We start from the raw sequence: 24,854 nt of genomic DNA on the forward strand, positions 1-24,854 counted from the left end.
GCGCCGTCCTCGAGGTAGCGCTCAGTGCTTGGCCGGCGCCTTGCACAGCCCCTGGTTGTAGAGGATGGCCTTGCTGGTGGACGCGTAGTTGTCGGCATCGCACGGCGGCAGGAAGCTTGAACTGTCGCCCTGCATGCGCACGGCAACGGTATCGGACAACGCCGCCAGGCATTGCGCGTTGTCGCCTCGGTGGTACTCCGTCACGGCCAGGTCACTACGCGCCTTGTCGCGCTCAATCCAGTCCATGAAGGTGTCGCACTCGGAGAGCAGCGCACGCAGCGTTGTACGGGCGCCGTCATAGTCCTTGGCGGCGTACTGCTTGTGCGCTTGCCCGATGCGGACCGTACGCTGGCGATCGGTACACGCCGCCGGCGGGCTGCGGTACTCGCCGTCGAACATGGCGCGCATACCGCAGAAATCACGGCAGGCATCCTGCGTGGCAGACGTATCGAGCTTGAGCACGCCGTTGCCATCCGATACGGCGATACGGCATGCATCGGCCACACCAGTGCGACCCTTGAACGTGCCACTGACCGCGCAGGTATGGCAGTTCGCGCCCATGGTTTCGATGTTGAAACGGTTGCCTTTGACTGACATTGCGCCGTGGGCGCTACCGCCTTCAACGTAAACGTAGTCGCCCGGCTCAACTGCCGGACCGGCTGCCACGGCCAGAGCGCTGACCGACAAGCACAGAACTGTCACTGCGCGCCGCGCCCACATTCCGAGTGTCATGGTGTTCTTGTCCTGGTTCGGGGAGGCAGGGTGCCTCCTGCACGGGCGTCATTCTGGCGGCAGCACATATGACGGCGCAACCGCATCGGTTCAGATATGCAGCACCGCCAACACAGCCAGGACGCCACCTACCGCACCCACACCGTACGAAATCACCTGCAGCCAGCGCCGACGCGACAGCAGCGTGATGGCCGCCAGCGCAATCGACACCTGCATGGCCACCACCGCCTGCGCCCAGCGGTGATGGTGGTGCACGGCACGCTCACTGGCAGCATCGGCTTCCTTGGCCTGGCGTTCCTGATCTTCGGCCTGGCGGCGGATATCTTCTTTCTCGGTGGCGTAACGCTGGGCTTCGCGCTTGCCAGCGGCCTGGTCGGCGCCGGGCAGCTGTGCGGTCAGCTCGGCAATCGCCTGCTTCTGGCCCTTGGCCTGGTAGTAGGCCCAGCGGTTGGCCGCTTCCGTCTTGTGGATGGCCGCCTCATTCTTGGCGAGCAGCGCTTCGTTTTGCGTGGCGCCGCCCTGGTAGCCGAAAATGGCGCCGGCCGTCGACAGAATGGCCGTCATGACAGCGATGCGGCCGGCAAAGCTGTCTGCGTGGCCGGTTTCTGCGGCGTGCTCCAGCACGTGGTCATGTGCGCCATGCACGTGAAATCCTTCGGACATTGTGGCTCCCCGTCTTCATTTTGTGTGGTCATGCGCCCCGTCAGGCGCGGGTCTCACAATGCATGGACTTACAGAGAAACGCAACGCCCGCCAGTGCACGTATCCAACGGCATGGGATGCCCTTCCCCGCGCTGATGCGATTTAAATCGAGGTGCCACAGATCACGGCGTCTTTGACATCCCTGGCGTTGCGCATCTATCGCCCTCTTCAGTCGAACGTATGCACGATGCAGGATGCCTTGGTTACGATCAGCCAGCTGCCCTCCACCTTATGCAGGATGAAGTGATCATTGAAGAGTTTCTTTCCAATCCGCACCCGCACCGTTGCTGTTGAAAGGCAGTCTGAGATGTTCTCCATGGAGAGGATCGCCTCATCTCTGGGCGCGCCAGTAGATAGAGGACTCGGCCTCCCATGGATAAGCGCCGCATACTCCGGCGACGACAGGGTTTGCAGTTGGCCTTCATGAAGCCACTGGACAAGACAACTCGGGTGGAAAACCTGATCGAAGTCACGGCTCTTCGGCTCATAAGCCAAATTGAAATAGTTTTCAATCAAAGCGACTACGGCTTGGGTCTGGGTCATTGCTGGCGTTCCTCAATAGTTGAACGGCTCATATAATGAGCGGCCCATCTGCGCTCAGCTACTGCGAATCGGTTATCGCTTCCATTACAGGAACACATAGACCATGGAAGATCTCGATGGAGGCCTTGTAGGCGGCCTGCTTGTCCTTGCAGCCATCGCCGAATCCAAGAGCTTTGGTCGTGCCGCATCTCGCCTGGGTAAGACGCAGCCTGCGGTGAGTCGCGCTATTCAACGATTGGAAGACCGCCTACGTGCAAAGCTCGTGCATCGCACCAGTCGGCACGTTGAAGTCACGGAAGCCGGACATGACCTATTGGCCAAGGTGCTGCCGTTACTTCAGGGGATTGAAGAGGCGACCGTCGGAGCCTCGGACCAGAACGCAGTCGTCAGCGGAACGCTCCGCGTGGCATGCGATGCTGTGTTCGCCCGCCTTGTGTTGGCACCGGAGTTGGCGCAGTTTCTCAAGGACCACCCGGCTCTTGAGCTGAAGCTGGAGACGAGAAACGATCTTTCGGATTTGGTGAGCGACGGATTTGATCTCGCCATACGGTTTGGACCGCCATCCCATTCAACCTTGATCTGTCGCAGGCTATACAGCCCGCGGATACTGACTGTGGCCGCGCCGTCCTACCTGGAGCAACGCGGCCGACCCAGCTCGCCGACGGATCTTGTGGATGATGATCATGAATGCATCCAGGCCGTCGACCCGGCTACCGGCAGGCCCTTCGAGTGGGAGTTCTGGCGCGGCAATGACAAGGTGAAGGTGGCCGTTAAGGGGAACCTGACCGTCACGGATGCGGGAACCAAGATTGGGGCCTGTCTTGCCGGCTACGGGATCGCTCAGGTGATCGACCTCGGAATCGACACGCACTTGCGTGCAGGGTCGCTGGAGCCGATTCTGACGGACTGGTCTGACGAGACGTTCCCGCTTTACGTCTACTACCCCAGTCGAAACCACGTTCCGGCCAAGGTAAGAGCGTTCATCGACTTTGTCGCCAGCATGATGCCTTGGCTCCAATCGGAGGATCGTGGCGCGTGCCTGCGGCCGCCAACTGCTCTCTAGAACATCAAGCAAGCATCGGCGATTCGTCCACAGCGCCTCATATGCCAATCGTCGTGGACGTAGTCCGATGCCACCGATTGCATTGCCAAAGCGAATCCACCCCCTATTCCCTCGCGATATCCCGCGCCATCAGAAATTCCCACGTGTTGTTCGGCCGCATAGGGAAACCGAACCACGGCGCCGACGGAAGTCGTGCCAGCAGCGGTGCATGTGCCGCTGCGCAAGTCGCGTCATTGCCATAGCCGACCAACTCAACCACGAGCGTGCTCGCGTTCTCCAACAACGCATCGGACGGACGATCGCTCATGAAGTCGAAAAAGCCGCTCTGCGTATAGGCGCGCAGCACCGCGCGGCCGATCGCCGGGGCATACCAGAGCACCTCCCTACTGCTACCCGTCACCGTGCATTCAGGCTTATCGCACTCCTGACTGCTCAGTTTCGCATCCAATGCGCGGGGCTTGCTCTTGATCCATGACGTGGTGCGCATGACCACAATCGTGTCGTACGTGCCTGCGCCGACTTTCCGCTTCTCTGTACCGATCACTTCGGTCGACGCACGCGCTTTGTAGTGGTACTGCCACGCCATACCGGGGCCGAGTTCGGATGTCAGGTCCTCATCAAACGCGTCTGACCACGTCTTGCCCCGCGACAGCGGAAACGCCAGCAACTTACGCTGCCCCTGGCGACCGCTGTTGAGCGTCGTATAGGTGCCGACCTGCTCGTCAATCTTCACGGGTGCACCGGCCGAGCCGGTCTCATAACTCGCAATGCCGTCCTGGACCTGTTTGAGGGTCAGTCGCGACACCTGGTCGTTGCCAGCGCTGTAGCACCACGTCGTGCCAGCAGGCGGCAGGCTTCGAGCGCTGGTGGCCGGTGCGGGTGTGGCGGCAACCGCCCATTGACCATTGCAAAGCACCGCCAATGCAGCGGCACCGAGCGTCAGGCGTCCCAGTCGGAAAGAGAGCGTGCGCAACATGAGCTGGACTTGTACGTCGTTGATTGGTTTGTGATCCCGTAGTTTGACATCGCACGCCCGCGGCTGGGCAGCATCAGCAACGGTTTTATCCAGATCGATTTTTGCCATCTGGCACCCCTGGCACATCTCTCGATTCCAGGAGCCATCGCAATGTCATCACATTGACAAAAACGGCGGCCGCCCACCGCTCGGGAATCGGCACCACCGGTGGGCCGTTTTGACGATCGCGGCGCCCGCGTCCGCGCCAACACTGTGTCTGAAATGTTACGAAAGAGACAATTCAGTATTGCTAAGTGCGCGAATCGGCCGGCTGCGTCAGACTGCGGAAAAACTCACTCCGCCTGCACGCCGCACTCCCGGCAGCCTGCCGGCCCAGGTGATGACCGGCGGCTTGCGGGAGCCACCGGGCGAATGGGATACGCCGTCCCGTCAGCGCCATCGGACCGGAAGCTTCGGACCGTGGCACGACGAAAGACGGTGGAGCACAGACCAACAAATACAGATGTAATCGGGGTCAAGACATCATGTCTACCGATGGGGCGGAAAGCTGGGTTCCGGCATTGGCCGGACGCCGGCTGTTGGCGCGCGTGGAGACCGTGGCGCCCTCCGGCGCCGCAGCGCCTGTCAAGACGTTGCCTGACAGCTTGGTGCAGCACTTGGCATTTGCGCGGCTCCAGCTCGACGCGGTGCAAGGCACCAGCGCCGACACACGCGACGTGGCGCTGCGGCACACGGCCACGATCCGCGTCGCCGGAAAGGCGGAGTGGCCATGAGAATCCGCATCGTGCTCGGCGACAACCACGCAATGGTCCGAGAAGGCCTGATCGCGCTGCTGCAGCGCGAATCGGACATGGAGGTGCTGGCACAGGCCAGGAATGGCTTGGAGCTGGTGCAGCTCGCCCGCACGCTAAAGCCTGACGTAGTGATCACCGACATGGCGATGCCGATCTTGAACGGCCTGGAGGTCGTCCGCCGCCTGAGCGCGGAGGCCATGCCCTGCAAGCTGCTGTGCCTGTCGGTCAATGACGGTCTGCAGCAGGTAATGGCCGCGCTGGACGCTGGCGCGGCCGGCTACGTGCTCAAGGAGAACCCCTACGAAGAACTGGTGCGCGGCATCCGGCGCATCATGGCCAACCAGATCTTCCTGAGCGGCGAGCTGATCGGCTCCGTGATCCACGCCAGCCGCGCACCGGCCCCGGCTGCCGCCGAAACCATCCGCCTGCCGCAACTGACCACGCGCGAGCGTCAGATCGCGCAGCTCTTTGCCGAAGGGCACACGACAAACGACATCGCGGGCATGCTGTTCCTCTCTGCCAAGACCATCGCCAGCCACCGCGAGAATACGTTCCGCAAACTGGGGATTCGTAGCATCGCGGAGCTGACGCGGTATGCGATTCGGGAGGGGTTGAGTTCGTAGGGGGCGCCACCGGTCCTAGTCGCATCTACGTTTCAAGCCCCTCCGGATCGAATTTGTTGGTTATCGCCTCTTCGACGTGTAGGCTGCCAATGCGCTCGACCCTCCCACTCACCAGCCTCCTGCCCTCCCAGCCACCTCCAGTCGGCTGGAAACCCGCCACGGCAAGCGTGCTGTGATTCGCATCGTATTTCGCGACCGTCTTGTTGACTGTCTTCACGTCGGTGAACCTACCTTCCCCGGCGACATGCGGAATCCCTTGCTTGCTGATATACATGAAGTCCTTCGGAATGAAGACACTGACGTTCTGCAACCCCTTGCCCTCGAGAAGTTTCATGAACGCATCGATTGCGTTTCCGACGTGGCAGACCATCATCCACAGGGTCCGGCCCTCGATGTTCTGCACTCCATACTTGTTCACCAAGGCGTCGACAAACTCTTCGAGGTAGAGACCGCCGATCCAGGGCTTGTCTTCCAGGCCACCATGCGCCAGCACATGGATATCGAGATCTTGGTCGGTCGGCATCGTCTCTGCCGCAGCGTTGGCGTGCTTCCTGCGCCCACTGTGCTCCATGGTGGCGAAATCCGATGCCGGTAGCCCGCTGCCGCCCTTCAGGCGCTCGATGTCCTTTTCCGTTGTCTCGGGCATTTTCTCCTTGTCCGTGATCACCCACAGAACACCTTGCGCTACGGTGGCCGCCGGAGCCTGCGCTCGCACAGGCTCCGGCGGCGCATACCGACCTGCGACAATCGCCGCCGAACCCATGCTGTCCGCTTCCCCCTCTAGTGCCGCGCTGTCGTTCATCACGGCGCCGTCCGGCAGCCGCATCGTCGGCCGGACCCGCCCCTGCTTTTGCTGCACCACGTGCCATGCCTCGTGCGGCAAGTGCTTCTCCTGCCCTGGCGCAAGGTAAATGTCGCTGCCCTGCGCATACGCATGCGCCTGCAACTGCGCCGGCCTAGCCGAATCGCGGTGCACGCGCACATCGCTCATATCCAAACCGGACAGCGATTCAATGCCGCTTCTCAACGATTCCGGCAGACCATTGCGATTGCCATCTGCCTGCAACTGCGCCAGCCGATCACGTTGGGCCCGCTGGTGCGGACCTTCGTCCACGCGGCGTTGCGCGTCGCCTGCCGGCTGGCGTTCGGCTCGACTCACAGGCGCTGCTTGGGATCGTTTTTGCTTTGGCACTTTCATGATGGCCTCCTGAGTTGGCCTCGAGACCCGCTATGCCTGACGTACGCTCACACGCCGGGCGGTGTATCGACCAAGACAAGCATGGTTGGCTGAGCGTGGCTGTATGCCATGTACTCATGAATCCATGCCAGCACGCTACTGGTCTTCAGCGTTCCGCCCCATGGCGGGTACAACACAAGCATCGACTTCTTCGGCTCCTCTCCCACATCTTCGCTGGCCTGTGTTTTGACGTTTGTGAATCCCAGATCGTGCTCGCGGCACTCATACCTGTAGCCCATGTGTTCGGCCATGCGCAGAAGCGGCCATCGCTTCAGGTAGGGGGTGGAAACAATAATCTCGACCCTCCCGTGGCCTGGAATCAGCTTTCCTGGAGCATTGAGCATGAACTGGTGCATCATCAGCACGTTGCGGCAGGTACTGATCGAATTGATCGTGCTGGTGATGACGGTGGTCCGCCAGCCCAATTCCGCATGCGCTCGGGCGGTTCTCCATTGCTCCGTTTCCTTCTTCGGCTTGGTCAGGCCTGACGCCTTGTGCTGCATGTACTCATGGAATCTCTGCATACTGAGGATGAAAGTCATGCCCATGGAGCGGAAGATCAGGTTGCCCGTTTCTCCTTCCACCTCCGCCTGCGCGATCAGCGCGGCGATCGGCCCTAGCCCGGTCACTCCTTGGACATGCTCGGACATGTCCGCATCCTCAGCGGATTCCGACACGTCCTGGGCTGTCGAGAGATCCTGATGACCGATGTTCGGATTGGTGAAGCGTAAATTCCTGGTGAGTGGGAGATCGCTGAACGGCGCCTGCTGGGTGGCATCTACGCCAAACGCAACGACATTGTGATTCGGATTCCCGGAAGCGGTCGATGCAAGATTCCCACTGAAATGCGCGCCATAGTCCTTCTCGAGTCCATCCCTGGAACGAAACTCCGTGAAGGCCGTGTACTGCTCCGTCGTCCAGAAAGCCCTGGCCGAATCCATTGGCCCCGCTCCCAGCTCGATACGCCTGTGGCCTGGCTCGCTCTCCGGCGGCGGCATGAGCAGAGGACGGGGTAGGAATTTAATGTTCGGGGATTCCAGCAGCGGGGCGCCGTCCACCAGTTCTGGCGCATCCCCGAGGATCAGCGGCGGCGGAAACTGGTCGATACCGTATTTTTCGCGCAATGCCACGATGACCGCTACCGCCCTCAGCCAGTTCTTGCCCTCCATCTCCCGGGTCAATGCCTGCAATTCGTCAAAAACCATCCCGCGATGCGCACGTAGGACGGCATCCAGCTCCCGCAATCTGGAAATGAGCGCATCTTCCTCGGCAGATGCCTGGATGCGCCGGTGGCTGGACTCGCTCTCCGGCGGGGAGGACTCGATGGCACGGGATTCCAGCGGCGGGGCGCCGCCCACCAGTTCCGGCGCATCGTCGTGGATCAGCGGCGGCGGGAATTCGTCGATACCGTATGTTTCGCGCAATGCCAAGATTGCCGATACGGCTCTCAGCCAGTGCCTGCCTTCCGTCTCCTGGGTCAAATGCTGCAATTTATTGATGGCGTCCCCGCGATACACACCCAGGACCGTATCCAGCCCCCGCAGCCTGGCAATGAGCATGTCTTCTTTGGCATACGCCTGAATCACCCCCCCGTTGCCGTTCCAGCTGGCTCGCTGCGCCCCCTCCTCGTTGACAGCCCGCCACGTCGCCAAGCGCGCGCCGAGCGCCAGTTGGCGTGGACTGTCATCAACCTGTCTCTGCACTGTACCGTCCGGATTGCGGTGCGCCGGCTCCTCCGATCGTGGCTGTGTCTGTGCGGCGTCCCGAGTAGGGACGGCTTGCGGGATACCGTGCTTCATGGCCTCTCCGCCTTCGGCTTCAACAACGGAAACAACAAGCTCAAGATCACCGCCACCAACACACCAACCAGCAGTTGCCGGCTGAGCCCCGTATTGGCGATATCCGGATCGCACCGCAACAGCAACCCGCCAATGACAAGTGGCGCGATACCGACCAGCAGCAGGTAGAACTGGTACGGCCGCCCGAGCGCGCGGATACGGCACGACGTCAGGTAGAGCAACAGCGACAAGAGCGCAACGCCGAGCAACAGTCCGAACGCGAAGCGCAACAGCCAACGCCAGTCGCAAGCGAAGTTGCACAGCGCGCTCTCCGTGGGCTCGCCAACCAGCAGGGTGCTGCGCACGGTCTTCTCCACCATGCTGCTCAGATCGGCGTCTGCATCGGGCTGCGGCCACAGCACCACGCCGCCAAAGTTATCGGTGAAATAGGCCATGTCGTCGGCAAACTGCTTGGACGTGGCGCTGCCCACGGAGACCAGCGGCAGCACGCGGCGCAGGAAGAGCGCGCGGTTGGTGCCCAGCAGCTCCGGCGTGGTCTCGACACGCTCAATGGTCTCGCGCAGCACCTTCTTGTTGATCTTGCTGGGCTCCGGCAGCAGCACCACGTAGTTGAGCGTGATGTTGGTATTGCTGTGATATCCGCTCGCACTGGAGGTGATGCGGCCATCCTCGAAATGCGGGGCCTCGGCCTCCACCAGCAGATCGAACAGGCGCTCGATCGTCCAGCTTGTCTGCTTCTGCGCCACGCCCTGGTCCTTGCCCAGCCCGACCGCAGTGCCCTCGCGCAACTCCGGGATCAAGTCGCCGCCGTTGATCATCAGGTTGAGCGTGTACGGTCGCCCGCCACGGCGAAGCTCGGCAATCAGCGCCGAGAGCAGTTGCCGACGGAATGCATCGAAGACCGCATAGCCGCTATCACCGGGAGCCGGCAGGTTGTCGAGGTACAGCGTCAGGCCGTGGCCCAGGTGCTTGTCGCCGGTAAGACCAGGCACGCGGTCTTGCCAGCGCTGGCCAAGCGATTCAAGCGGTGTGTCGATCATCTGCACCGCTTGCTTGGCAATCTGCGCAGCAATGCGGGGCTGGTGATCCGCCGGCAAGCGCTGCAGGAATTGCCAATCCTTGCGGTAGATCGTCAGGTCGATCTTGGTACCAAAGCGACGCGCCGCGCGGAAGAACTCGATCTGACTCTCCTGAGGCTGCAGCGGCGTGACGTTGCCATCGTCGTCGAACGGCTGCGCAAACATGAGTAGCCGGTCATACAGACTGAAATCGACTTTCGGCCCCTTCTGCGGGTCGCTCCAGTTCGGCACCACGCCGAAGACCAGCCCGCTCGCCGAGCCGACCAGGCAATTGCAGCCGGTGCCTGACCAGCCGAGCGCGCTACCCGCTTCCGCATCGCGCTCCTGTCTAGCCTGGTCGATCAGCCACGTGCGCACGCGCACTGGCAGCAGCGTCACCGGCAGGTCTTGCCACTTGACCTTTGCGGTCGCCGGCAGCGTTGCAGGATTGGACGGCGGTGGCCCCTGCCAGGCAACGGTGCAGCGTGCGCGCCACTGCTCAGCCGTGGGCGAGGCCTGCTTGCTATCCACCGCCGCCCGGTCGGTCAGCGCAGTCGCGTAAGCGCAAACCCGCGCGTCGAGCGCCGCTGCGAACAGCGCGCGGGTGGGGTATTCCACACCAACGAGTGGCTCCAGCAATGCCGCCAACTGGGTGGCGCCGGCATCGTCCAGCTCGTCAAGGGCATCGCCTTGAGAACCGGCAGCAGCCTGGGGCTGGGCCACCGCCGCCTGCGTCGAGCGGGCATCAACGACCGTCACCGCACTGGCCTGAACGCCCGAGGCGGCGTCCGTGGCCGGCGCCGCCTCCGCTGCGGCCGGGTGGATGAGTTTCAGCACGTCGTCGGTGAGCGTGTAGGTGGTGATCAATCCGCGCTGGGCCAGAGGCGTCTGCGCAGCGGCAACCGGCAGCGTCTCGATCGGCGTTAGTGCGGCGGGGGCGGAAGCCGGCTTGGCGGATGGCTTCTGCGATGCGCGCGGCTCGATCACGTTCAGCGCGAAGCGCTGACGCAGCGCTTGACCCGATTGGTCGCGCAGCTCCAGCGTGAACGTCTTGCGACCCCGCTGGCCGGCAGTCCCGGTAACGCTGCCATCCGGCCCCAGCGCGATCCCGTCGGGCAGATCACGACCAATCTCCGCGAACGTGTAAGGAGGCTGGCCGCCGCTTGCCTGGAAGCGGTACAGGTAGGGTTGGTTGACGACCGCGTTCGGCAACGTAGGCACCGTGGTCTTCTGCAGCGTCAGCGGATCGCTGACCGGCATGCAGGCCCCGGCACGGGCGTGTGCCGTATCAACCGTGTGGCAAGCCTGCGTGTCAGCAACCAGCGGCGACGGCTTACCCTTGACGGAACCTCCCCCCCCAAGGGCGGTGGCAGCGGCTGCAGTTGCCGAAGTGGCGGATGCTCCTACAACTGCTGAAGCAGCGGTGGCGCCAGAAGTTACGGGAGTTGCGGGAGTCGCAGTGGGGGCCGATGCGCCCGCGCCGGCCGAGGCTGCTGGGGAAGCAACAGGTGCGGAAACACCAGGCTTTTGCGGCGCGCTTTGGGCCGCAGGAGCCGCAGAGGCGGCAGAAGTCAGCAAAGGACCGTAGGCAGTGGAGACGCCGGAAACCACCGCCGCATCGGAAGCTGCGGCAACCCCGGAGGCCGCGCTGCCGGCTCTCGCTGGAGCGGCGTTCCCCCCAGCGGCGGACACCATGCCGGAGTGCGGTGTGGGCACTGCCAAGCAAAGGCCCAGGACCAATCCCCAGCGGGCCAACGTATGCCAAGCGCGGCTCATGCCGTCCTCCCTTCCTTGCGCAGTTCGCGCGCCAGACCCTGACGCAAGTGCTCGGCGGTGAGTTGCGCGTGCCCATGGCGCTCGGCCAGCAGTACCGCAAAGCGCACCACGTTCACCATGGCGCCGCCTGACAGCTCGTGCTGCTCCGCCAACGCCAACAGATCGATATCGGTAGCCAGCCGCTCGGGCTGGCACAACAGGCTGCGCCACAGCCGCAGGCGCTGGGCCGCGTCGGGCATTGGGAAATAGATCATGGATTGAAAGCGCCGAGAGAAGGCGTCGTCGATATTGCCGCGCAGGTTGCTGGCGAGGATCACCATGCCGGGAAAATCTTCCACGCGCTGCAGCAGGTAGGCCACTTCCTGATTGGCGTGACGGTCATTGCTGTTATTGGTGGCCGAGCGTTTGCCGAACAATGCGTCAGCCTCGTCGAAGAACAGGATCCAGCGCCGGCTCTGCGCCTGGTCGAACACGCGCGCAAGATTCTTCTCCGTTTCACCGATGTACTTGGAGACCACCATCGACAGGTCGATGCGATACACGTCCATGCCGATACCCTGGCCGAGCAGCGTTGCGGTCAGCGTCTTGCCGGTGCCGGGCGGCCCGTAGAACAGGCACCGGTAGCCTGGCCGGACCGCCTTGTCGAGCCCCCAGTCTTTCATCAGTTCCGGGCCCGCACGCAACCAGGACTGCACGATCGCGATCTCGTCCATGACCTCGGGGGCAAGGATCAGGTCATCCCATGCGAGCGCCGAGCTGATGCGCTTGGCCGGGAACTGTGCGTTGTAGTCAGGCTTGTGCCAGACGCCGGTCTGGAGCCGCTGCAGCGCTTCCGCGCTGATCTGCAGGTTTCCCGAGAGTTGTGGCTCGCCGCCGACCTCGCTGTCCAGTTGCACCAGGCCGCCGTGCGCGAAGGCGTGCTGCGCGTCAAAGAGCTCCAGGACCACGATGCGCGCTGCCAGGTCGTCGCCCGCCAGCAGAAAGGCTGCGGTCTCGCCGGTGGGGAGAAAACCACCGTGGCGGACTGCCTTGCCACCGCCGAATTCGCTGAAGCCGCGGTCGAAATTGCGGTTCTTGACGAAGAAGAGATCCAGCGCGGCCGGGCGCAAGTGTGGCGCAGCGGCAAGCGCGAGCACCAGCCGCTCACGCGGCCCGAGCGCATATTGCGCGATGACCTCAGCCAGCGCGCTGGCCTCGGGCAGCGCTGGCGGTGGTGGCACCGTGACTGCGGCATCGTCATGGTCGAAGTGTTGCTTGAAGCGCAGGTCCAGCATGACTTCCAGCCAATCCAGCTCGCGCTGCAGCGCCTTGGCGTGCGCGGCAATGGATGCCTTAGCGCCAGTCGACATACAGCACCTCCTTCATCCAAGGCAGCTTGATCGTTGCGTAGGACCATGGCAGACGGTCGAGCAGCATGTCGAACGGACCGGGCCGGACTACAAGCCTCCACAGTGCGCCAGCCTGGGCAGTCTCGCGCTGCAGGCGCCCCTCGCGGCGCAGGAAGGTTTCCCGCAGGCCGGCCACCGAGGTGCGGCCAAGCGCTGTCCAGTGTGCAATGACCGCCTGCAGCAGGCTGTCGAGCAGTGCTCGCGTGTCGCGGTCCAGCCCCGGTTCATCAGTGAGCGGCTGTGCCAGCGGCATGCCGCACAGCAGCTTGGGCAGCACCCACTCAGGCTCGCTGCCCGCCTCGTGGCCGTCAACGAGGTAGGCCAGGCAGCGCACGGCACGAGATTGCGACGCGGCATCGCGCCACTGCGGGCCGTCGCGCAGGTTCAGCATGTCGAACAGACGCTGGGTGTAGTTGGCCAGCAGCACCAGGCCCGCGTTGGCGACGTAGTGGCTGCCGGCGCCAGCAACATCGGGGAGCACGGGCGGCGAGGTCGACGCGGGTGGCGCGGCGCGCGGGCCGAATGGAACGGCGGGCGGCGGCGCTTGCGGCGGCAGGCGCCGTAAGGCTGCGTTGCTGGTTGGCGTGCCGGGGCCGGCCGGCTCAGGAGATGCCGCACGCAGCGGCGGCATCTGTTGCGTAGCAGCTTCGTCGGGGGAATTTCCTGGGCTGGGCGGCTCGGGCAGCGCCGTCTGTCGCACCGTCGTTTCACCGGGTGGCTGGTCTGGGTTGGCCGGTGTGCGTGCGGACTCCTGTTGCACCTGCGGTGACGTATGCCCGATCGCTGGTGCGACGGTGCCGGCGCTAGCGCCGGCCGATCCCAATATCTGACTCGCTTCCCACTGTTCTGCGGCGTCTGGAGGCTGGCGCAGTGCTTGCACATCAAGGCACATCGTCGTGCGGTGCGAACGCGATGCGACGGGCGCACGCACCGCATCGCCGCCGGAGACACCCCGCCCCGGAGGCCCGCTTGCATCGAGCGCCTGTGCAAGGCGTGCCAGCCAGTGCTCGAACGACAGCGCCGCGGTACCACGTGCGACACAGTCTTCCCGGTAAAGGTGCATTGCATAGCGGCGCACCAGCAGCGGTGCAGCTGCCGACAGGCCGGACAGCAGCAGATGATCGACAAGAAACGCCCAATGGCTGTCAGCGCGAGCGCTGGTGGGCAGGTCCGGCAGAAGGTGCGCGTGGGCAACCCGCAGCATGCGACTGCTTCGGCGCAGCGTGGCGATGTGGGCGGGGAACAGCATCGCGAGCAGCGTCCAGCGTTCTGCTGAGTGGGTTCGCGCAAGCCACTCGTCGCAGAGGGCAGCGTCAGCAAGCCAACCCGCCACCTGACGCTGGGCAGTCCAGGCAAGCGGTCCGGGGGATTGCGAGGGCAACGCCAGGATGCGGACCAACCTGGCTGCCGATGATGACAGCGAGGCAAGTTCAGCAAATGCCTTCCAGTCCTGCTGCCTTGGCGACACCACCGCAATCGGCAGACGCCGGGTGGGCGCACGCGATAGGTCGATGCGATGCGTGCGTACCGGCAGCGCGGCAGGTAGCCATGGCGTGGCGTGGCGCGTACCGTTGCCGGGCAGGATGCGCCGTGCCCTGCCGGATTGGCTGCCTGCGCTGGCCAGTCCTCGCATTGCCGCAGCGGTACCAGCGAAACGCATCGGTTGCTTCCGGTGCAAAGCACGCGCATAGCGAAACGCCAGTGCGCGCCAGGCAGGTGCCGCACCGGCAACGGCCTGGACGTACAGGTGCTCGTGCAACATGGCACGCTTAGCGGCCGGCAAATCCGGGAGCACGCCGGCCAACGCATCGGCAAGCCATCGTGCGGATATCGCCGGCTGCATCGGCGCCGCCGTGGAAGCGGCGTCGCCTACGCCGGTTCTGTCCGCCGCTTCCGTTGGCGAAGGAGCCGCTCTAGGCGATGCAACCGCAGTCGCTCCGGGGCGCGTCCCGCCCCTGTTCTCCTCGCCCGCATATGAGAGACGGGAAACCGTAGTGGGTGAATCCGGCCACGGCTGTGGCATCTGCGTCGTTCGCTCGGGCGCCATGCCCACACCGCTTGGGCTCCCCGCCCTCGCTCGCGGCGGAGCGAGGACCACGAACCGCAAGCCCGGCCCGATCGACGACGCTTGCAACGCATGGCGAACCGCATCCATTGCTGCGGACAATGACATCGGCCCACGACTCGCAATGGCAGTATCAGCCTGCACCCTGAGCCGGTGCAGCCAATGGGCATACAAGTCGCCCTCAGCAGCGCTGCCAGCGATGCGCGGCCCCGGCTCTGCGGCCCATTGCAGCGCGGCCTCCCACAGCCACACCCTCCGCAGCCCGTCGATCGTCGTGCCGTCGGCCGATGCAGGGCCGGCCGCGCACACTGCGATCGCGCGTGGCAGCCATTGCCAGTGTTCCAGTGCCGTTTGCCAGTGCGTCAGTCGCTCACGGCCCCATGCCGCGTCCGCCAGCACGAGCAGTTCCAGCTTGCGCGCCGTGGTCCAGTGCCGTGCGACGTGCGCGCGCCAAGCGCGGCGGCGAAGGCGTGGAAGCAGCTCGGCGCGCAGGCGGTCCGGCATCCTTAACAGGGTGGCCCATGCCGCAGCGGAGCCCGGGCTAGCGGCGCCGGCCAGCCAGCGCGCAAGGAGGCGTGACTGTGAGACTGGGGACGCGCGCGTTGCTCCCCCCACGCGCGCCACCTCCGTGGGCGTAGCGTCCCCGCCCAGCTCGCCGCGCCACGTGTCGCGGCTGGCTGCGAAGTGCGCGACGCCAAGTCCATCCGGCTGCGCCTCGACAAAGCGGTGCAAGCGCACGCGCCAGCGTGCAAACAGTGCCGAGGGCGGCACCGCGCGACTTTGCGCTGCCAGCTCCCGCATGGCCCGCAAGTAACGCTCGGATAGCGTGAGACCTGGTAAGGCGGTGCGTATGTCATCAGTCGAGCGCGCCGCTTCGTGCGCCGGCAACGACTGTGGTGGTGTGCGATCCGTTTGTCGCGCAGCGGCGGCGCGCTGCGGACGCCCCACTGTTTGCTGCGGCCCCCCGGTGGCATCGCCCTCCTCGCCAATCTTGGTTGCGTATGCGTCGGTATCGCGCTGCGTCTCGCGCAGCGTATGGCCCCTTTCAATCGAGGCCGCATGCCGTTCGCGCGCTTGCCCGCCTTGCTGCCTCACTTTGGCCGGCGTCTGCCCACGCCACTCAGCCAATGCCTGGCGCCAGAGGTGCCGCCAGCCGCGTGGATCACGCGGCATGTTGCCGCCGAGCAGCCACTCACGCAGGCTGTAGTCAGCAAGCCACGCCTGTAGCGCCGACAGGCCCGCCTTGCGCCCGCCGCCCGGCTGCCCGCCATCGGCCAGTGCCGCCAACGCGAACTGCCGCAGCGATTCCGCCCAACTCGCGCCGGCAGCCGACGGTGGCTCGCCAACCACGGGCGCATCGTCGGCCATCACCCGCATCACCTCCCACACCGTCTCGGCACCCAGCCTTTCAAACCACGCCTGACGCGACTGATGGCGCTGCCCCTCCACGCGCAGTCGCGCACGCACGCCTTCCGCGTCGCGCGAGCACAAACCACGCAGCAGCGCGCGGAACGTCGGTGCGTCCAGCGGATGGCGCCCGTCCAATGCCATACTGATACGTTGCCAATCGGTATCCGCTCGTGTCTCCGGATCACTGTCCTCGGCATCCAGCGAGGACGACGGTGAATCGGCCTCCGACAACAACGGACCGACACCATCAGCCTCTCGCGGCACCGTCGTCATTGCATCCAAGCCTTGGGGCGCGTCGCTGCGCCGCCCAGAGGGTGATACCACAACATCGAGCACGCCCAGCAGCAACCGCTGCCCAAACTCCTTGCCCCCTCCCGCCCCCGGCCGCCAGGCGCCAAGGCCACCGCGCCCCAGTTGCGTCGCCAGCGCGAGCCCCAACTCGCGCTGCAGCCGGCGCAGCGCATCTGCGCCCAAGCTGCCAGCATGCTCTGCCCACAGCACGCGGAATCCGGCCACACGCCACCGCTGCCGCAGTTGCCGGACCTGATAGGCAGACAGGCGCCCTCTTGCCTGCAGCGGCGCCAGCAGTTGCGCGTCAAGACTGTCGAGACTGTCGGCCAGTTCGCGGTGCCTGACGGCAAGCAACGCCTGCAACCCCTCGCAGGGTGCAATCTGGCTGAGCCGCGCCTCGACGTATTCACCCGGCTGCAGTTGCCGCAGCCGCGTCCATAGTGCGGCGCCAGTACGCCGCGCCAGCCTTGCGAGCCACGCCGACAGCTCGCGCCCTGCCAGCGCGCTTCGCGCCCACGGCAGGTGGCCGTGCTGGAGGTAGTACAGGAAATGCTCGAGCGCATGGTCGTCCGCAGTCAGCACGCCAGCAGGCCGCGCGCCACCCTGTTCGTGCCTGGCGCGCCAGAGCGTGTCCCACAGTTGGTGCTCCAGCACCTCAGACCACTGCGCGAAGCTGCCGTCCGCCTGCATCGGCCCGGTGTCGATCTCCAGGCTGTCCAACTGCCACACTTCGCCAGGCGGCGAGAGCCGCGAAAACACCCGCTCGATCGTCCGCAGCCCAGGCCCGTTCAGGAATGCACTGAGCCTCGCCTGATGTGCGTGCGCGTGTTCGCGGTCCGACGTACCGCAGCTGTTCCACTGCAGAGTTTCGATGGCGTGCAGCGTGCCGGCAACGCCTTGCTGAAGACGCGCCGCCGTCATTTGTGTTCCCCACCGTGGCGCGTGTCTCGGTCGTGGAGTTGCCTTCGCAACGTCGCGGCGCACACGTCGACATGGCCGGCCAGCCTGGCGCGTTCCTTGGCATCTGCGTCGGCCGGTGCACTCGCGTGGGCTGCGCGCGCGTGGAGCCACGCCTCGAACGCGTGCTCGAAGCGCGCAAGGCTGACCGCATCGAGCCAAAGCACCCTCGGTTCGATATGCGCTGGACAGCAACGCGCAATGGTCTCCTCGGCCAGATCGCGAAAGCTACGATCAGCGCCGCGTGCGGTCCAGCCGGGCAGCATCACGCTGATCCTGTGCGGGTAGAACTCGGGCAGCGTGTTGGCCGGGTCAGCCTCGTCGGCTGCGCCAGTGGCCTCTGCCTGCGGCCGCAGGAGGATATGCTCGACGAGATGCAGGCCCTCGGCCTCGCGCTGCACATGGCAGGCAAACGCATGCAGGTACATGGCGGGCGCAAGCACGCCGTCCGCCCCGCCGCGCACCGCCAGCGGCCACCAGCAGCCGTGCTCGTCCGGCCCCAGCCAGAGCGGGTGCTCCGTGTCAGATGCCACACGGCGATACCGCTCGGCATAGGCGGCGCAGCGCAACAGCGCGGCAGGAAACGCCTGCATGTCGAGTTTCGTGTAGTAGTACGCCAGGCGTGCCGCCACGCGCCCAACGGCCCGGTCATCGTCGTAGTGCGCCAGGATGCGTGCACGCGATGCGTCCCACATCGTCAGCGCTTCGCCATCGTCGGGCAACCGCACGCGCAATCCCTGCCCAGCCTGTTCGTCCAGCGCCATGCCGTATGCGGCGAGGCCACCGCTGAGCAGGCGGCTGTGCGCCTGCGCGAAACCGAGCAGCAGGCTCACGCGCTCCTGCAGCGGCGCCGTGTTGCCCTTGCGGCCGAGCGAGGTCTTACCGTAATCGAAACCACCGGCGCGATCGCGCGTGTGACGCACGACGCGTTGCGCAAAGCGTCGCTTGCAGTCATACAGGTGCGCCTGCCATTGGGCCGCGTCGTAATAGCAGCCGAAGCCCTGGATACTGTGCTGGCCCCAGCTCTCGCCGTGTAGTGCCAGCAGCAGGTCGAGCGAGCGCGAGCGGCGCTCCAGCACGTTGTCGCTATCTGCGAGCGCACTGATGCCGGACGGCATTGGCGCCGGCGAGGCACCGAGCGGTGCCCACCAGTAGCTCTGTGCGGGATTCGCTTCGAGGCTGAACAGTTGCCGCACGTGCTGCGACTGCGCATCGCCATGTGCGATCCATTGCTCAAGCAACGCAAGGTAAGTGCCAAAACGCGCGGCATCGTCGGCCTGTGCCCGCGGTGCGGTGTGCATATCGCGATAGAGCGGTGGCAGGTGGTGCCAGATGGAGTAGTACGGCGCCTCCGGCAAATGACGTCCCGCTGGCCGGGCCAGCAGAACTTCGGCGGGATGGCGCGCATGCGTCGCGGCGCTCGGCGCATCGGCCGAATGTGTCGCCATGCGTTCATCAGCAAGCCGAGCCAGCAGTGCTGCCTCGTCGATCGGTAGCAGGCTGCCGCGCCGCGTCACCTGCCAGCCGGCCAGCGCGTCGTGATTGTCCGGCCAGCGCAACTGCAGCGCCCAGTCCGCGCCGTGCCAAGCGAGGCTGTCGGCAGTGCCACCGGCGTCCTCCTCCGTTGCCAGCAGGTCGAGCCGCAGTGAGCTGATCTCGGCAATGCCGGCAATCTCGCTCAGTTGGCGAGCCAGGTCGCTGAAATAGAGTTGGCTCGCCGGATCGCGCTGCAGGTCAGCGGCATCGATCCAGCCATAGCGCACAGCCGGGCCCTCGAATTGCCCGGCGGGGTCAAGCGCGCGGCCCTGCGCGTCGCGCTGGTCCAGCCGCGCGCGCAACGGCTGGCGCGGAGGCGCGCCGCCGATCAGCGTCGCGCAGCGCTGGACGAGTTCGACCAGGACGTCGCCCGCATCGCGCGTGCCATCCACGGACAGATGAACCCGCAGCGCACACCACCGTGGCCGCAGCACCTGCGGCGCGCCGGCCAGGTCTTCGCAGAGGTTGCGCTGCGCGCGATAGGCCCGCGCCGCCGCGTTGGCGGCAGCGGCCTCCTGACCAGCGTGCACACGCAGAGCCATGTGCCACCGGCCGTCCGCATCGGGCATCCGCATGCGCAGATGGCGAACTGTCGGCACGCAATCGAGCAGGTAGCGCAGCAGGTCCGTCTCCGTACCGGGCCGACAGGGCAGCGCTTCCTCCGCGCCGTACAGCGCGTGGCGCCGGTAGTGGATACGCCCGTCCGCCTCGGTCAGCAGGTCCGCCACGTCGGCCTCGGCGCCAAACACCGATTCGGTCAACGCGTAGCAGAGCGCTTCCAGCAACGTGACGCCGGGGTCGTGGTGGTTGTAGTCCGTCCACAACTCGCCGGAAAGCGCCTGTGCCAATGCAATGCCACGGCGGCGCAGGTCGACGAAGCCGTGGTCAGGATCGCCGAGCAGTCGCGGGATATACGCCGAGTCGGCCTCGTCAGCGGGGTCGGCTGGCTCGCCAAGCGCATCCACGAGCGGCAACCGCCCGCTCATGGCTGCCCCTCGCTCATGTGCGGATCGAACCACAGTTGCGTCAGCTGTGCCTGGATGCGCACGCCGGCACCAAAGTCGCAGCCGGTGCGGATCTGCAATCTGTAGCTGGCATTGCGCCCGCTGGTGCCATCCCAGCGCAGCAGCAGGCGGTCGCAGCGCCGGCTGTAGTAGCCGTGTGTGGCACGGATGCCGCGCTTGCGATTGAACAGGTTCAAGAGCCCGAGCGTCGGGTTGTACGTGTTGACTGCGATGGCATGCATCAGCCCGAAGCGGCCCTCGCCACGATGGCCAGCGCCCGCCACGACCTCGAAGGCCTGACAGCCCTCCAGCGCGTCCGTCAGGTCCTGCCATTTGCCGTTGGCGAGCAGCGGCACCTCCACTGCACGTGCGTAGGCACCCTGCCGCCCGCTGCTGCGCACGACGCCAGCCACATCCAGCGCCACGCGTGGCGACTCTGTGCCGATACCGATGCGGCGCTCCTGGTCCAGGCACAACAGCGCAGGCGCAACACTCCTGGAGTTCGCACCAGATGGGGCGCCCGGCTGTGCGGCATCACTGGGCGGCGTGCGGCCATGCACCAGCAGCGCGTCGCGGGCACCGCCGAGCTCGAAATACCAGGCCGGTGTCTCGGGCTCCTGCTCGCGGAAAAAACTGACCAATGCGTCGTGCCCCTGCGGCGAGTACACCTCGAAGCCATGCTCGACCGTCTTGCGAAAGCCCTCGTCGCTCATGTTGAGCATCGAGTCGATCAGATCAGCGAAATGGTCCTCATTGGGCAGTGCGCCATCGCGAAAATAGCGCTTGAGGGATTCTCGGCTCCGGCTCGTCATCTCGTTCCTGCAGCAGGTTTGTCCGGCTGCGGCCGGCCCACGATGAAAGTGCCGCCCACCTCGAGCCGGTCGATGCCGGTTGTCACAGGGGCGAGGATGCGCGAATCGTCCTGCAACTCAAGCAGGTGCTGACGCGTCGGCAGCACCAGGCTCCATGGCTGTGCCGGCAGCGCCGTGTCCGATACGGCACCATTGGCACGCATAGCCGTGTCGTGCAGTGCGTAGAACTGCTGGTCGTTACGGATGATGTGCAGTAGCGACAACCGCCCGACAGCCGCCACGCTGGGCTGGGCGCGCAGGAAGGCCTCCAGCGCGTCACCGCGCACACGCCAATTGAAATCCGCACCAAGTCCCGTTGCGTGCCACGGCGACAGGTACTCGACGATCGCCTGATTGAGTCGCCGCAGTGTCGCACCGGGGTGGCTGCCTGCGGCAAGCTGCAACGAACAGCGCACCTGCACACGCTCATATGCCGCGTTGCGCACCAGCACGCTTGCACCCGCTGGCGCGCAGTCCTGGATATAACGGCGCATGGCATCGAGCGATGCGGCATCCAGGCGCGGCCCTTCGGTACTGCTGAACAGCTCCCCCGCGTGCGGATACGGCACGACCACCAGCAGCACATGGCCCGGCAGGCTGGTAAGCCGCCGATGGTGCAGACCGTTCCCGTCACCGAGTGTGGCGCGATGGTGCGCAAAGCACTTGACCTTGTAGACGGCCGGGAAGGCATCGAGCAACAGACGCTCGTAGTCCCACGCAGTGATCGCGCGCGCCTTGTGGCGCAGCCGTTCGGCACCGCGCAGGCGTAGCGCCTCGGGCAGATCAGCGGGGCGGCCGCCTTCGGATGGCCCCACCTGCAGCACGCTGCGCAGCCCCGGCACGCTTCGCGCCGGGGCCTGGATCACGCCAGGCGGCAGCGGCTCGTTCATCGCTTCGTTGTCGTCGGCCGCTGCCTGCAGGCTGCGCGTGGCACTGATCGCATTCGCGTGCACGCCATACAACCCGGCCAATTGTGCAAATCCCCAGTCGGCAGACAGCCGCAGCCAGTACGCGGGCTCCGGAAGTGCGCCACGTTCGGTGCGCATGCCTGCCGGCAGATTCAGTTGCACGATGCCGGAACGCAACAGGCCCTGCGTACTGTCGGCCAGTTGCTGGTGCGGCCCCAACTGCCGCCAGCCGTCCTCGCGCCAGACGGACCAATGCAGCACCGGAGGCGCGTCGATCCACCGCTCGGCGGCTTCCTCCTTGCGCAGGTGGAAGAACAGGTTCAGCGCGCCCTGCGGGTCACCGCCCGACAGGCCGATATACAGGCTGCCATCGCTCGGATGGCGCGGCAGCAGCGTCGGGTGCTGGCCAACGCGATTACGCTGCACAGGCAACACACCGAACGCATTCATGTGGTAGACGCCCTGACGCAGGCCGTCGGCTCCGGATGCGCCATCACCCGTCAGCAACAGATCCTGGCTGGCCTGGTAGTTCACCGTCAGGCTCTCCAGCGTCGGGGTATAGGGCTCACGCGGCAAAGCATCGGCGCGCTTGAGCCGCGCGTTGCGCGTCAGCGCGGCGGCAAGCAGCGTCGGATAGGCTGCGTGGCCGAAGGCGCCCTCCGGCTCGGCCAGATCAAAGCGAAAGAAGCCGTTGCGCGTATTCAGCCCGAACACGAACGGCTGACCGAGCGGGCGCGGCGGCGTAGCGCGATGCAAGCGGCGCAGCTCCGTGGCAGGAAACCGCAGCCGGTGCCCTGCGGCAACGTGCATGTCGTTGTCCGTGCCGGTGAAGAGCGGCAAGGGCTCGCCCTCGCCCGCCTGCCATTGGCCGTCCACCAGAACTTGGGCGCGCAGTTGAAACGCGCCGATGCGCCAGTCGCCCGGATAGCCCGCGTAGTGTGCTGCGAAACCGCCAGGCCGCGTCGGCAGGCCTGCCCAGCGCAGGCGTGCCTGCAGCGCTGTCAACGGCTTGCAGGCCAGCTCGGGGCTGCCGAGCATCAGGTAGCTGCCTGTTGAGGGCATCGGGCCGAACGGCTGGAACGGCCGGGACGGATCGAGACGGCCAAGCTGGTTGTAGAGCACCACGTCGCGCAGGTCATGCACGAAGACTGAGAGGTTGACCTCCAGCAACGGGTACTGCTGCAGCATGCTGTAGGCGTACATGCGCGTCTGCGTCCGCAGCCCCAACTGCAGCACGGCCTGCGCTGGCCATTGCGCGCCATGCAGTGCGGCATCGCACGGCACCACGGCGGGCTCTTCCGGCCCCAGCCGCACTACCAGTTCGATACCGCCACCGCGCAGTAACGTGCCAGCGGCAGGCGGCCGACGGCACATGAACACCTTGTCGACCGTCAGCCAGCCCTCCTGCGTGCTGAGCCGGGCCTCCCATACACCTGCGAAAACACGCCCGAAGATCAATGCGCGATCAGGCAACGCCGCCACCTCATCGCGATTGCGTGGCGGATAGATCAGCACCAGCGGATCGTCGATCTCGACCCGCCGGTCGGCGTCTTGTCCGGGCAATGTGGCGGCATGCGCGCGCAGCGCAGCAATATCCACAGCGCGCAGCGTCTCCTCGCCCGCCACCAACCAAGCCGCGAACAGGCGCCCCAGGCGTTCTGCGAACACGGCAGCGTTGCCGCAGGCGAGGCACGCCGCCAGCAGGAAGCTCAGTTGCACATCGGCCCCGAACTCGGGTGAGCGCTGCCATGCGACATGCGCCAGCGCGGCGGCATCCGGTTCCCGCGCGGCCGGCCCGGGGCGCGGGCGCGGCGGAAAGTGCTGCGCCTCGAATGCCGCGTAGCGCGCATAGACCTGCGCCAGCCACTCGGGCGTGCGCGCGTCGGCCGGCGTGCGCAGCGCGTTCTGCAGCCAACCGTCGTCGTCGGACGGATGTGCGAACTGCATGCGGACACGCACCTCGCGTCGGCCCTCCTTCAGCCGCAGCAACGGCGACGCCAGCACGATGCCAAGTTGGGCATCGTACGCGTGCGATGTCGATCCGCGCGCACGGCCGCCAAGCAGCGGCCACCATGCCGGGCGTGCCGCATAGGCGGCTTCCGGCGCCTGCAGCGGCAGCTTCTCGACCTTGACGCTCGTCGCATACTCGAACTCGCGCTCGGGCGAGATCAGCGGATCGCGCTCCACGCGCAGCGTATAGAGCGCTGCCACCCGCGTGTCGGTTACCTCCAGCGGGCCGTCCGCCGCGAACGCAATTGGACGCCCCGCTCCGTCCTTGCCACCAACAAAGTGTGTGCCGGCCTCGATCTGCACCGCCCCGCCGAAGCGCGGCTCGCGCTCCAGCAGGAGGAACACACGATCGGGCGATGCGGGGCGCGGCTGCAGCCGCAGCACATCGTGGTAATAGAAGTCGATCAACCGCTCGGGAAAGCGGTTAAGCGGCGCGCGACTGTGCTGGACCAGTGCATGCGTCGCCAGCAGCAGACCCATTGCCGGATCGTGGCGACCGCTTTTCAGACTCTCATCAAGCGCCGCTCTTGCCTGCGGCTGCAGCTTTGCGATGGCCTGCGTCAATGCAAGCCAGCTGCGTCGCAGCCATTGGCGGCGCACAGGCGCGTTGCCTGGCGGCAGATCCTGCACGCCGGCCGTCTGCGGTGTGTACCCCGCCCATGCCGGATGCAGCGTACCGCCGCCATGACCGAACGCGCGTACGCCCGGTGCGAGCATCCTTGCCAGCCCCTGCTCCAACTGCGCGACCAGTGCCTGGCCCACCGCGCGGGCTGCCGCCGGCTCGGCATCGCCGAGTTGCTGGCACCAACCGTCGAAACTGCGCACGAGCCGCCAGACCCGTTGCCACAGCGCGGCCTCGCCTTCGCGCTCGAGCGCGGCTAGAAAATCCTGCTGCAGCCGTTCCAGCGGAAACGCGGCGAGTTCGGCCAGCACGATGGTCTCGTCGCGGCGCAGCACGTCGCCCCAGTGGCGCCCGTCGCCATATTCGCCGCCCTCACTGAAGCGCAGGTCGCCCGCTTGCGCCAGTGTCAGCGCCAGCCGCTGTGCAAGGTTCAACTCATCCGGCAGCACATAGCCGGGGCGCAGCGCATCGGCCAACCGCTGATCTTGTCGCGTACCGTATCCCATGCC

General features: G+C 65.7%; 15 protein-coding genes. 3 read left to right on the plus strand and 12 right to left on the minus strand.

The features are described from left to right. Positions 1–21: 21 nt before the first annotated feature. The 3 genes from PI87_RS24730 to PI87_RS24740 all read right to left on the minus strand — a co-directional run bounded on the left by PI87_RS24730 (position 22) and on the right by PI87_RS24740 (position 1,977). Entirely contained in the window at positions 22–732 is a 711-nt protein-coding gene (locus PI87_RS24730) for a hypothetical protein (RefSeq protein ID WP_039600367.1), read from the minus strand. A gap of 90 nt (positions 733–822) precedes the next feature. Beyond that, positions 823–1,395 carry a DUF4337 domain-containing protein gene (locus PI87_RS24735; protein WP_039600368.1) on the minus strand — a complete coding sequence of 191 codons (573 nt, stop codon included), beginning with the start codon at positions 1,393–1,395 and terminating at the stop codon, positions 823–825. A gap of 207 nt (positions 1,396–1,602) precedes the next feature. Further along, positions 1,603–1,977, minus strand: a complete 375-nt coding sequence (locus PI87_RS24740) for a nuclear transport factor 2 family protein (protein WP_052321752.1) — start codon at positions 1,975–1,977, stop codon at positions 1,603–1,605. Positions 1,978–2,080: 103 nt separating this feature from the next. Between PI87_RS24740 and PI87_RS24745 the strand changes: the two genes are divergently transcribed. Further along, positions 2,081–3,040 (plus strand): LysR family transcriptional regulator, encoded by a 960-nt coding sequence (locus tag PI87_RS24745; protein WP_039600369.1) that lies wholly within the window; start codon positions 2,081–2,083, stop codon positions 3,038–3,040. 103 nt (positions 3,041–3,143) lie between these two features. Here the strand turns inward: PI87_RS24745 and PI87_RS24750 are convergent, their stop codons facing one another. Next, complete coding sequence (locus PI87_RS24750; RefSeq protein ID WP_157003234.1) at positions 3,144–4,016, minus strand: hypothetical protein; 873 nt, start codon at positions 4,014–4,016, stop codon at positions 3,144–3,146. A 524-nt stretch (positions 4,017–4,540) separates the two neighbouring features. Here PI87_RS24750 and PI87_RS24755 point away from each other — a divergent pair. Then, the gene (locus PI87_RS24755) at positions 4,541–4,789 is read left to right on the plus strand and encodes a hypothetical protein (RefSeq protein ID WP_157003235.1); all 249 of its coding nucleotides are present in this window, start codon (positions 4,541–4,543) and stop codon (positions 4,787–4,789) included. Then, the gene (locus PI87_RS24760) at positions 4,786–5,433 is read left to right on the plus strand and encodes a response regulator (RefSeq protein ID WP_039600372.1); all 648 of its coding nucleotides are present in this window, start codon (positions 4,786–4,788) and stop codon (positions 5,431–5,433) included. Before PI87_RS24755 ends, PI87_RS24760 begins: the two co-directional genes overlap by 4 nt. A 25-nt stretch (positions 5,434–5,458) precedes the next feature. Here PI87_RS24760 and PI87_RS28810 read toward each other — a convergent pair whose 3' ends face one another. From PI87_RS28810 to PI87_RS24800, 8 genes are all read right to left on the minus strand, one after another. Continuing rightward, entirely contained in the window at positions 5,459–6,631 is a 1,173-nt protein-coding gene (locus PI87_RS28810) for an eCIS core domain-containing protein (RefSeq protein WP_084210092.1), read from the minus strand. A gap of 47 nt (positions 6,632–6,678) precedes the next feature. Continuing rightward, positions 6,679–8,469, minus strand: coding sequence for a hypothetical protein (locus tag PI87_RS24770; protein WP_039600373.1), 1,791 nt, complete (start codon positions 8,467–8,469; stop codon positions 6,679–6,681). Then, positions 8,466–10,787: a putative Ig domain-containing protein gene (locus PI87_RS24775; protein WP_039600374.1), complete on the minus strand. Its 2,322-nt coding sequence runs from the start codon at positions 10,785–10,787 to the stop codon at positions 8,466–8,468. Before PI87_RS24775 ends, PI87_RS24770 begins: the two co-directional genes overlap by 4 nt. Positions 10,788–11,299: 512 nt before the next feature. Beyond that, entirely contained in the window at positions 11,300–12,652 is a 1,353-nt protein-coding gene (locus PI87_RS24780; protein ID WP_039600375.1) for an ATP-binding protein, read from the minus strand. Continuing rightward, positions 12,636–17,378, minus strand: coding sequence for a contractile injection system tape measure protein (locus PI87_RS28260; RefSeq protein WP_052321753.1), 4,743 nt, complete (start codon positions 17,376–17,378; stop codon positions 12,636–12,638). Before PI87_RS28260 ends, PI87_RS24780 begins: the two co-directional genes overlap by 17 nt. Next, positions 17,375–19,936, minus strand: a complete 2,562-nt coding sequence (locus PI87_RS24790) for a hypothetical protein (protein WP_039600376.1) — start codon at positions 19,934–19,936, stop codon at positions 17,375–17,377. The genes PI87_RS28260 and PI87_RS24790 overlap by 4 nt, the downstream gene beginning before the upstream one ends. Then, entirely contained in the window at positions 19,933–20,766 is an 834-nt protein-coding gene (locus PI87_RS24795; protein ID WP_039600377.1) for a hypothetical protein, read from the minus strand. The genes PI87_RS24790 and PI87_RS24795 overlap by 4 nt, the downstream gene beginning before the upstream one ends. Further along, the gene (locus PI87_RS24800; RefSeq protein ID WP_039600378.1) at positions 20,763–24,851 is read right to left on the minus strand and encodes a baseplate J/gp47 family protein; all 4,089 of its coding nucleotides are present in this window, start codon (positions 24,849–24,851) and stop codon (positions 20,763–20,765) included. Before PI87_RS24800 ends, PI87_RS24795 begins: the two co-directional genes overlap by 4 nt. Between the last annotated feature and the right edge of the window lie 3 nt (positions 24,852–24,854).

The organism is Ralstonia sp. A12 (genome assembly GCF_000801955.1).
Taxonomy (GTDB): Bacteria; Pseudomonadota; Gammaproteobacteria; order Burkholderiales; family Burkholderiaceae; genus Ralstonia.

Coding starts and splice junctions, on each gene's coding strand:
- PI87_RS24730 (WP_039600367.1), bottom strand. CDS start 732: ATGACACTCGGAATGTGGGCGCGGCGCGCAGTGACAGTTCTGTGCTTG.
- PI87_RS24735 (WP_039600368.1), bottom strand. CDS start 1,395: ATGTCCGAAGGATTTCACGTGCATGGCGCACATGACCACGTGCTGGAG.
- PI87_RS24740 (WP_052321752.1), bottom strand. CDS start 1,977: ATGACCCAGACCCAAGCCGTAGTCGCTTTGATTGAAAACTATTTCAAT.
- PI87_RS24745 (WP_039600369.1), top strand. CDS start 2,081: ATGGAAGATCTCGATGGAGGCCTTGTAGGCGGCCTGCTTGTCCTTGCA.
- PI87_RS24750 (WP_157003234.1), bottom strand. CDS start 4,016: ATGTTGCGCACGCTCTCTTTCCGACTGGGACGCCTGACGCTCGGTGCC.
- PI87_RS24755 (WP_157003235.1), top strand. CDS start 4,541: ATGTCTACCGATGGGGCGGAAAGCTGGGTTCCGGCATTGGCCGGACGC.
- PI87_RS24760 (WP_039600372.1), top strand. CDS start 4,786: ATGAGAATCCGCATCGTGCTCGGCGACAACCACGCAATGGTCCGAGAA.
- PI87_RS28810 (WP_084210092.1), bottom strand. CDS start 6,631: ATGAAAGTGCCAAAGCAAAAACGATCCCAAGCAGCGCCTGTGAGTCGA.
- PI87_RS24770 (WP_039600373.1), bottom strand. CDS start 8,469: ATGAAGCACGGTATCCCGCAAGCCGTCCCTACTCGGGACGCCGCACAG.
- PI87_RS24775 (WP_039600374.1), bottom strand. CDS start 10,787: ATGCCGGTCAGCGATCCGCTGACGCTGCAGAAGACCACGGTGCCTACG.
- PI87_RS24780 (WP_039600375.1), bottom strand. CDS start 12,652: ATGTCGACTGGCGCTAAGGCATCCATTGCCGCGCACGCCAAGGCGCTG.
- PI87_RS28260 (WP_052321753.1), bottom strand. CDS start 17,378: ATGACGGCGGCGCGTCTTCAGCAAGGCGTTGCCGGCACGCTGCACGCC.
- PI87_RS24790 (WP_039600376.1), bottom strand. CDS start 19,936: ATGAGCGGGCGGTTGCCGCTCGTGGATGCGCTTGGCGAGCCAGCCGAC.
- PI87_RS24795 (WP_039600377.1), bottom strand. CDS start 20,766: ATGACGAGCCGGAGCCGAGAATCCCTCAAGCGCTATTTTCGCGATGGC.
- PI87_RS24800 (WP_039600378.1), bottom strand. CDS start 24,851: ATGGGATACGGTACGCGACAAGATCAGCGGTTGGCCGATGCGCTGCGC.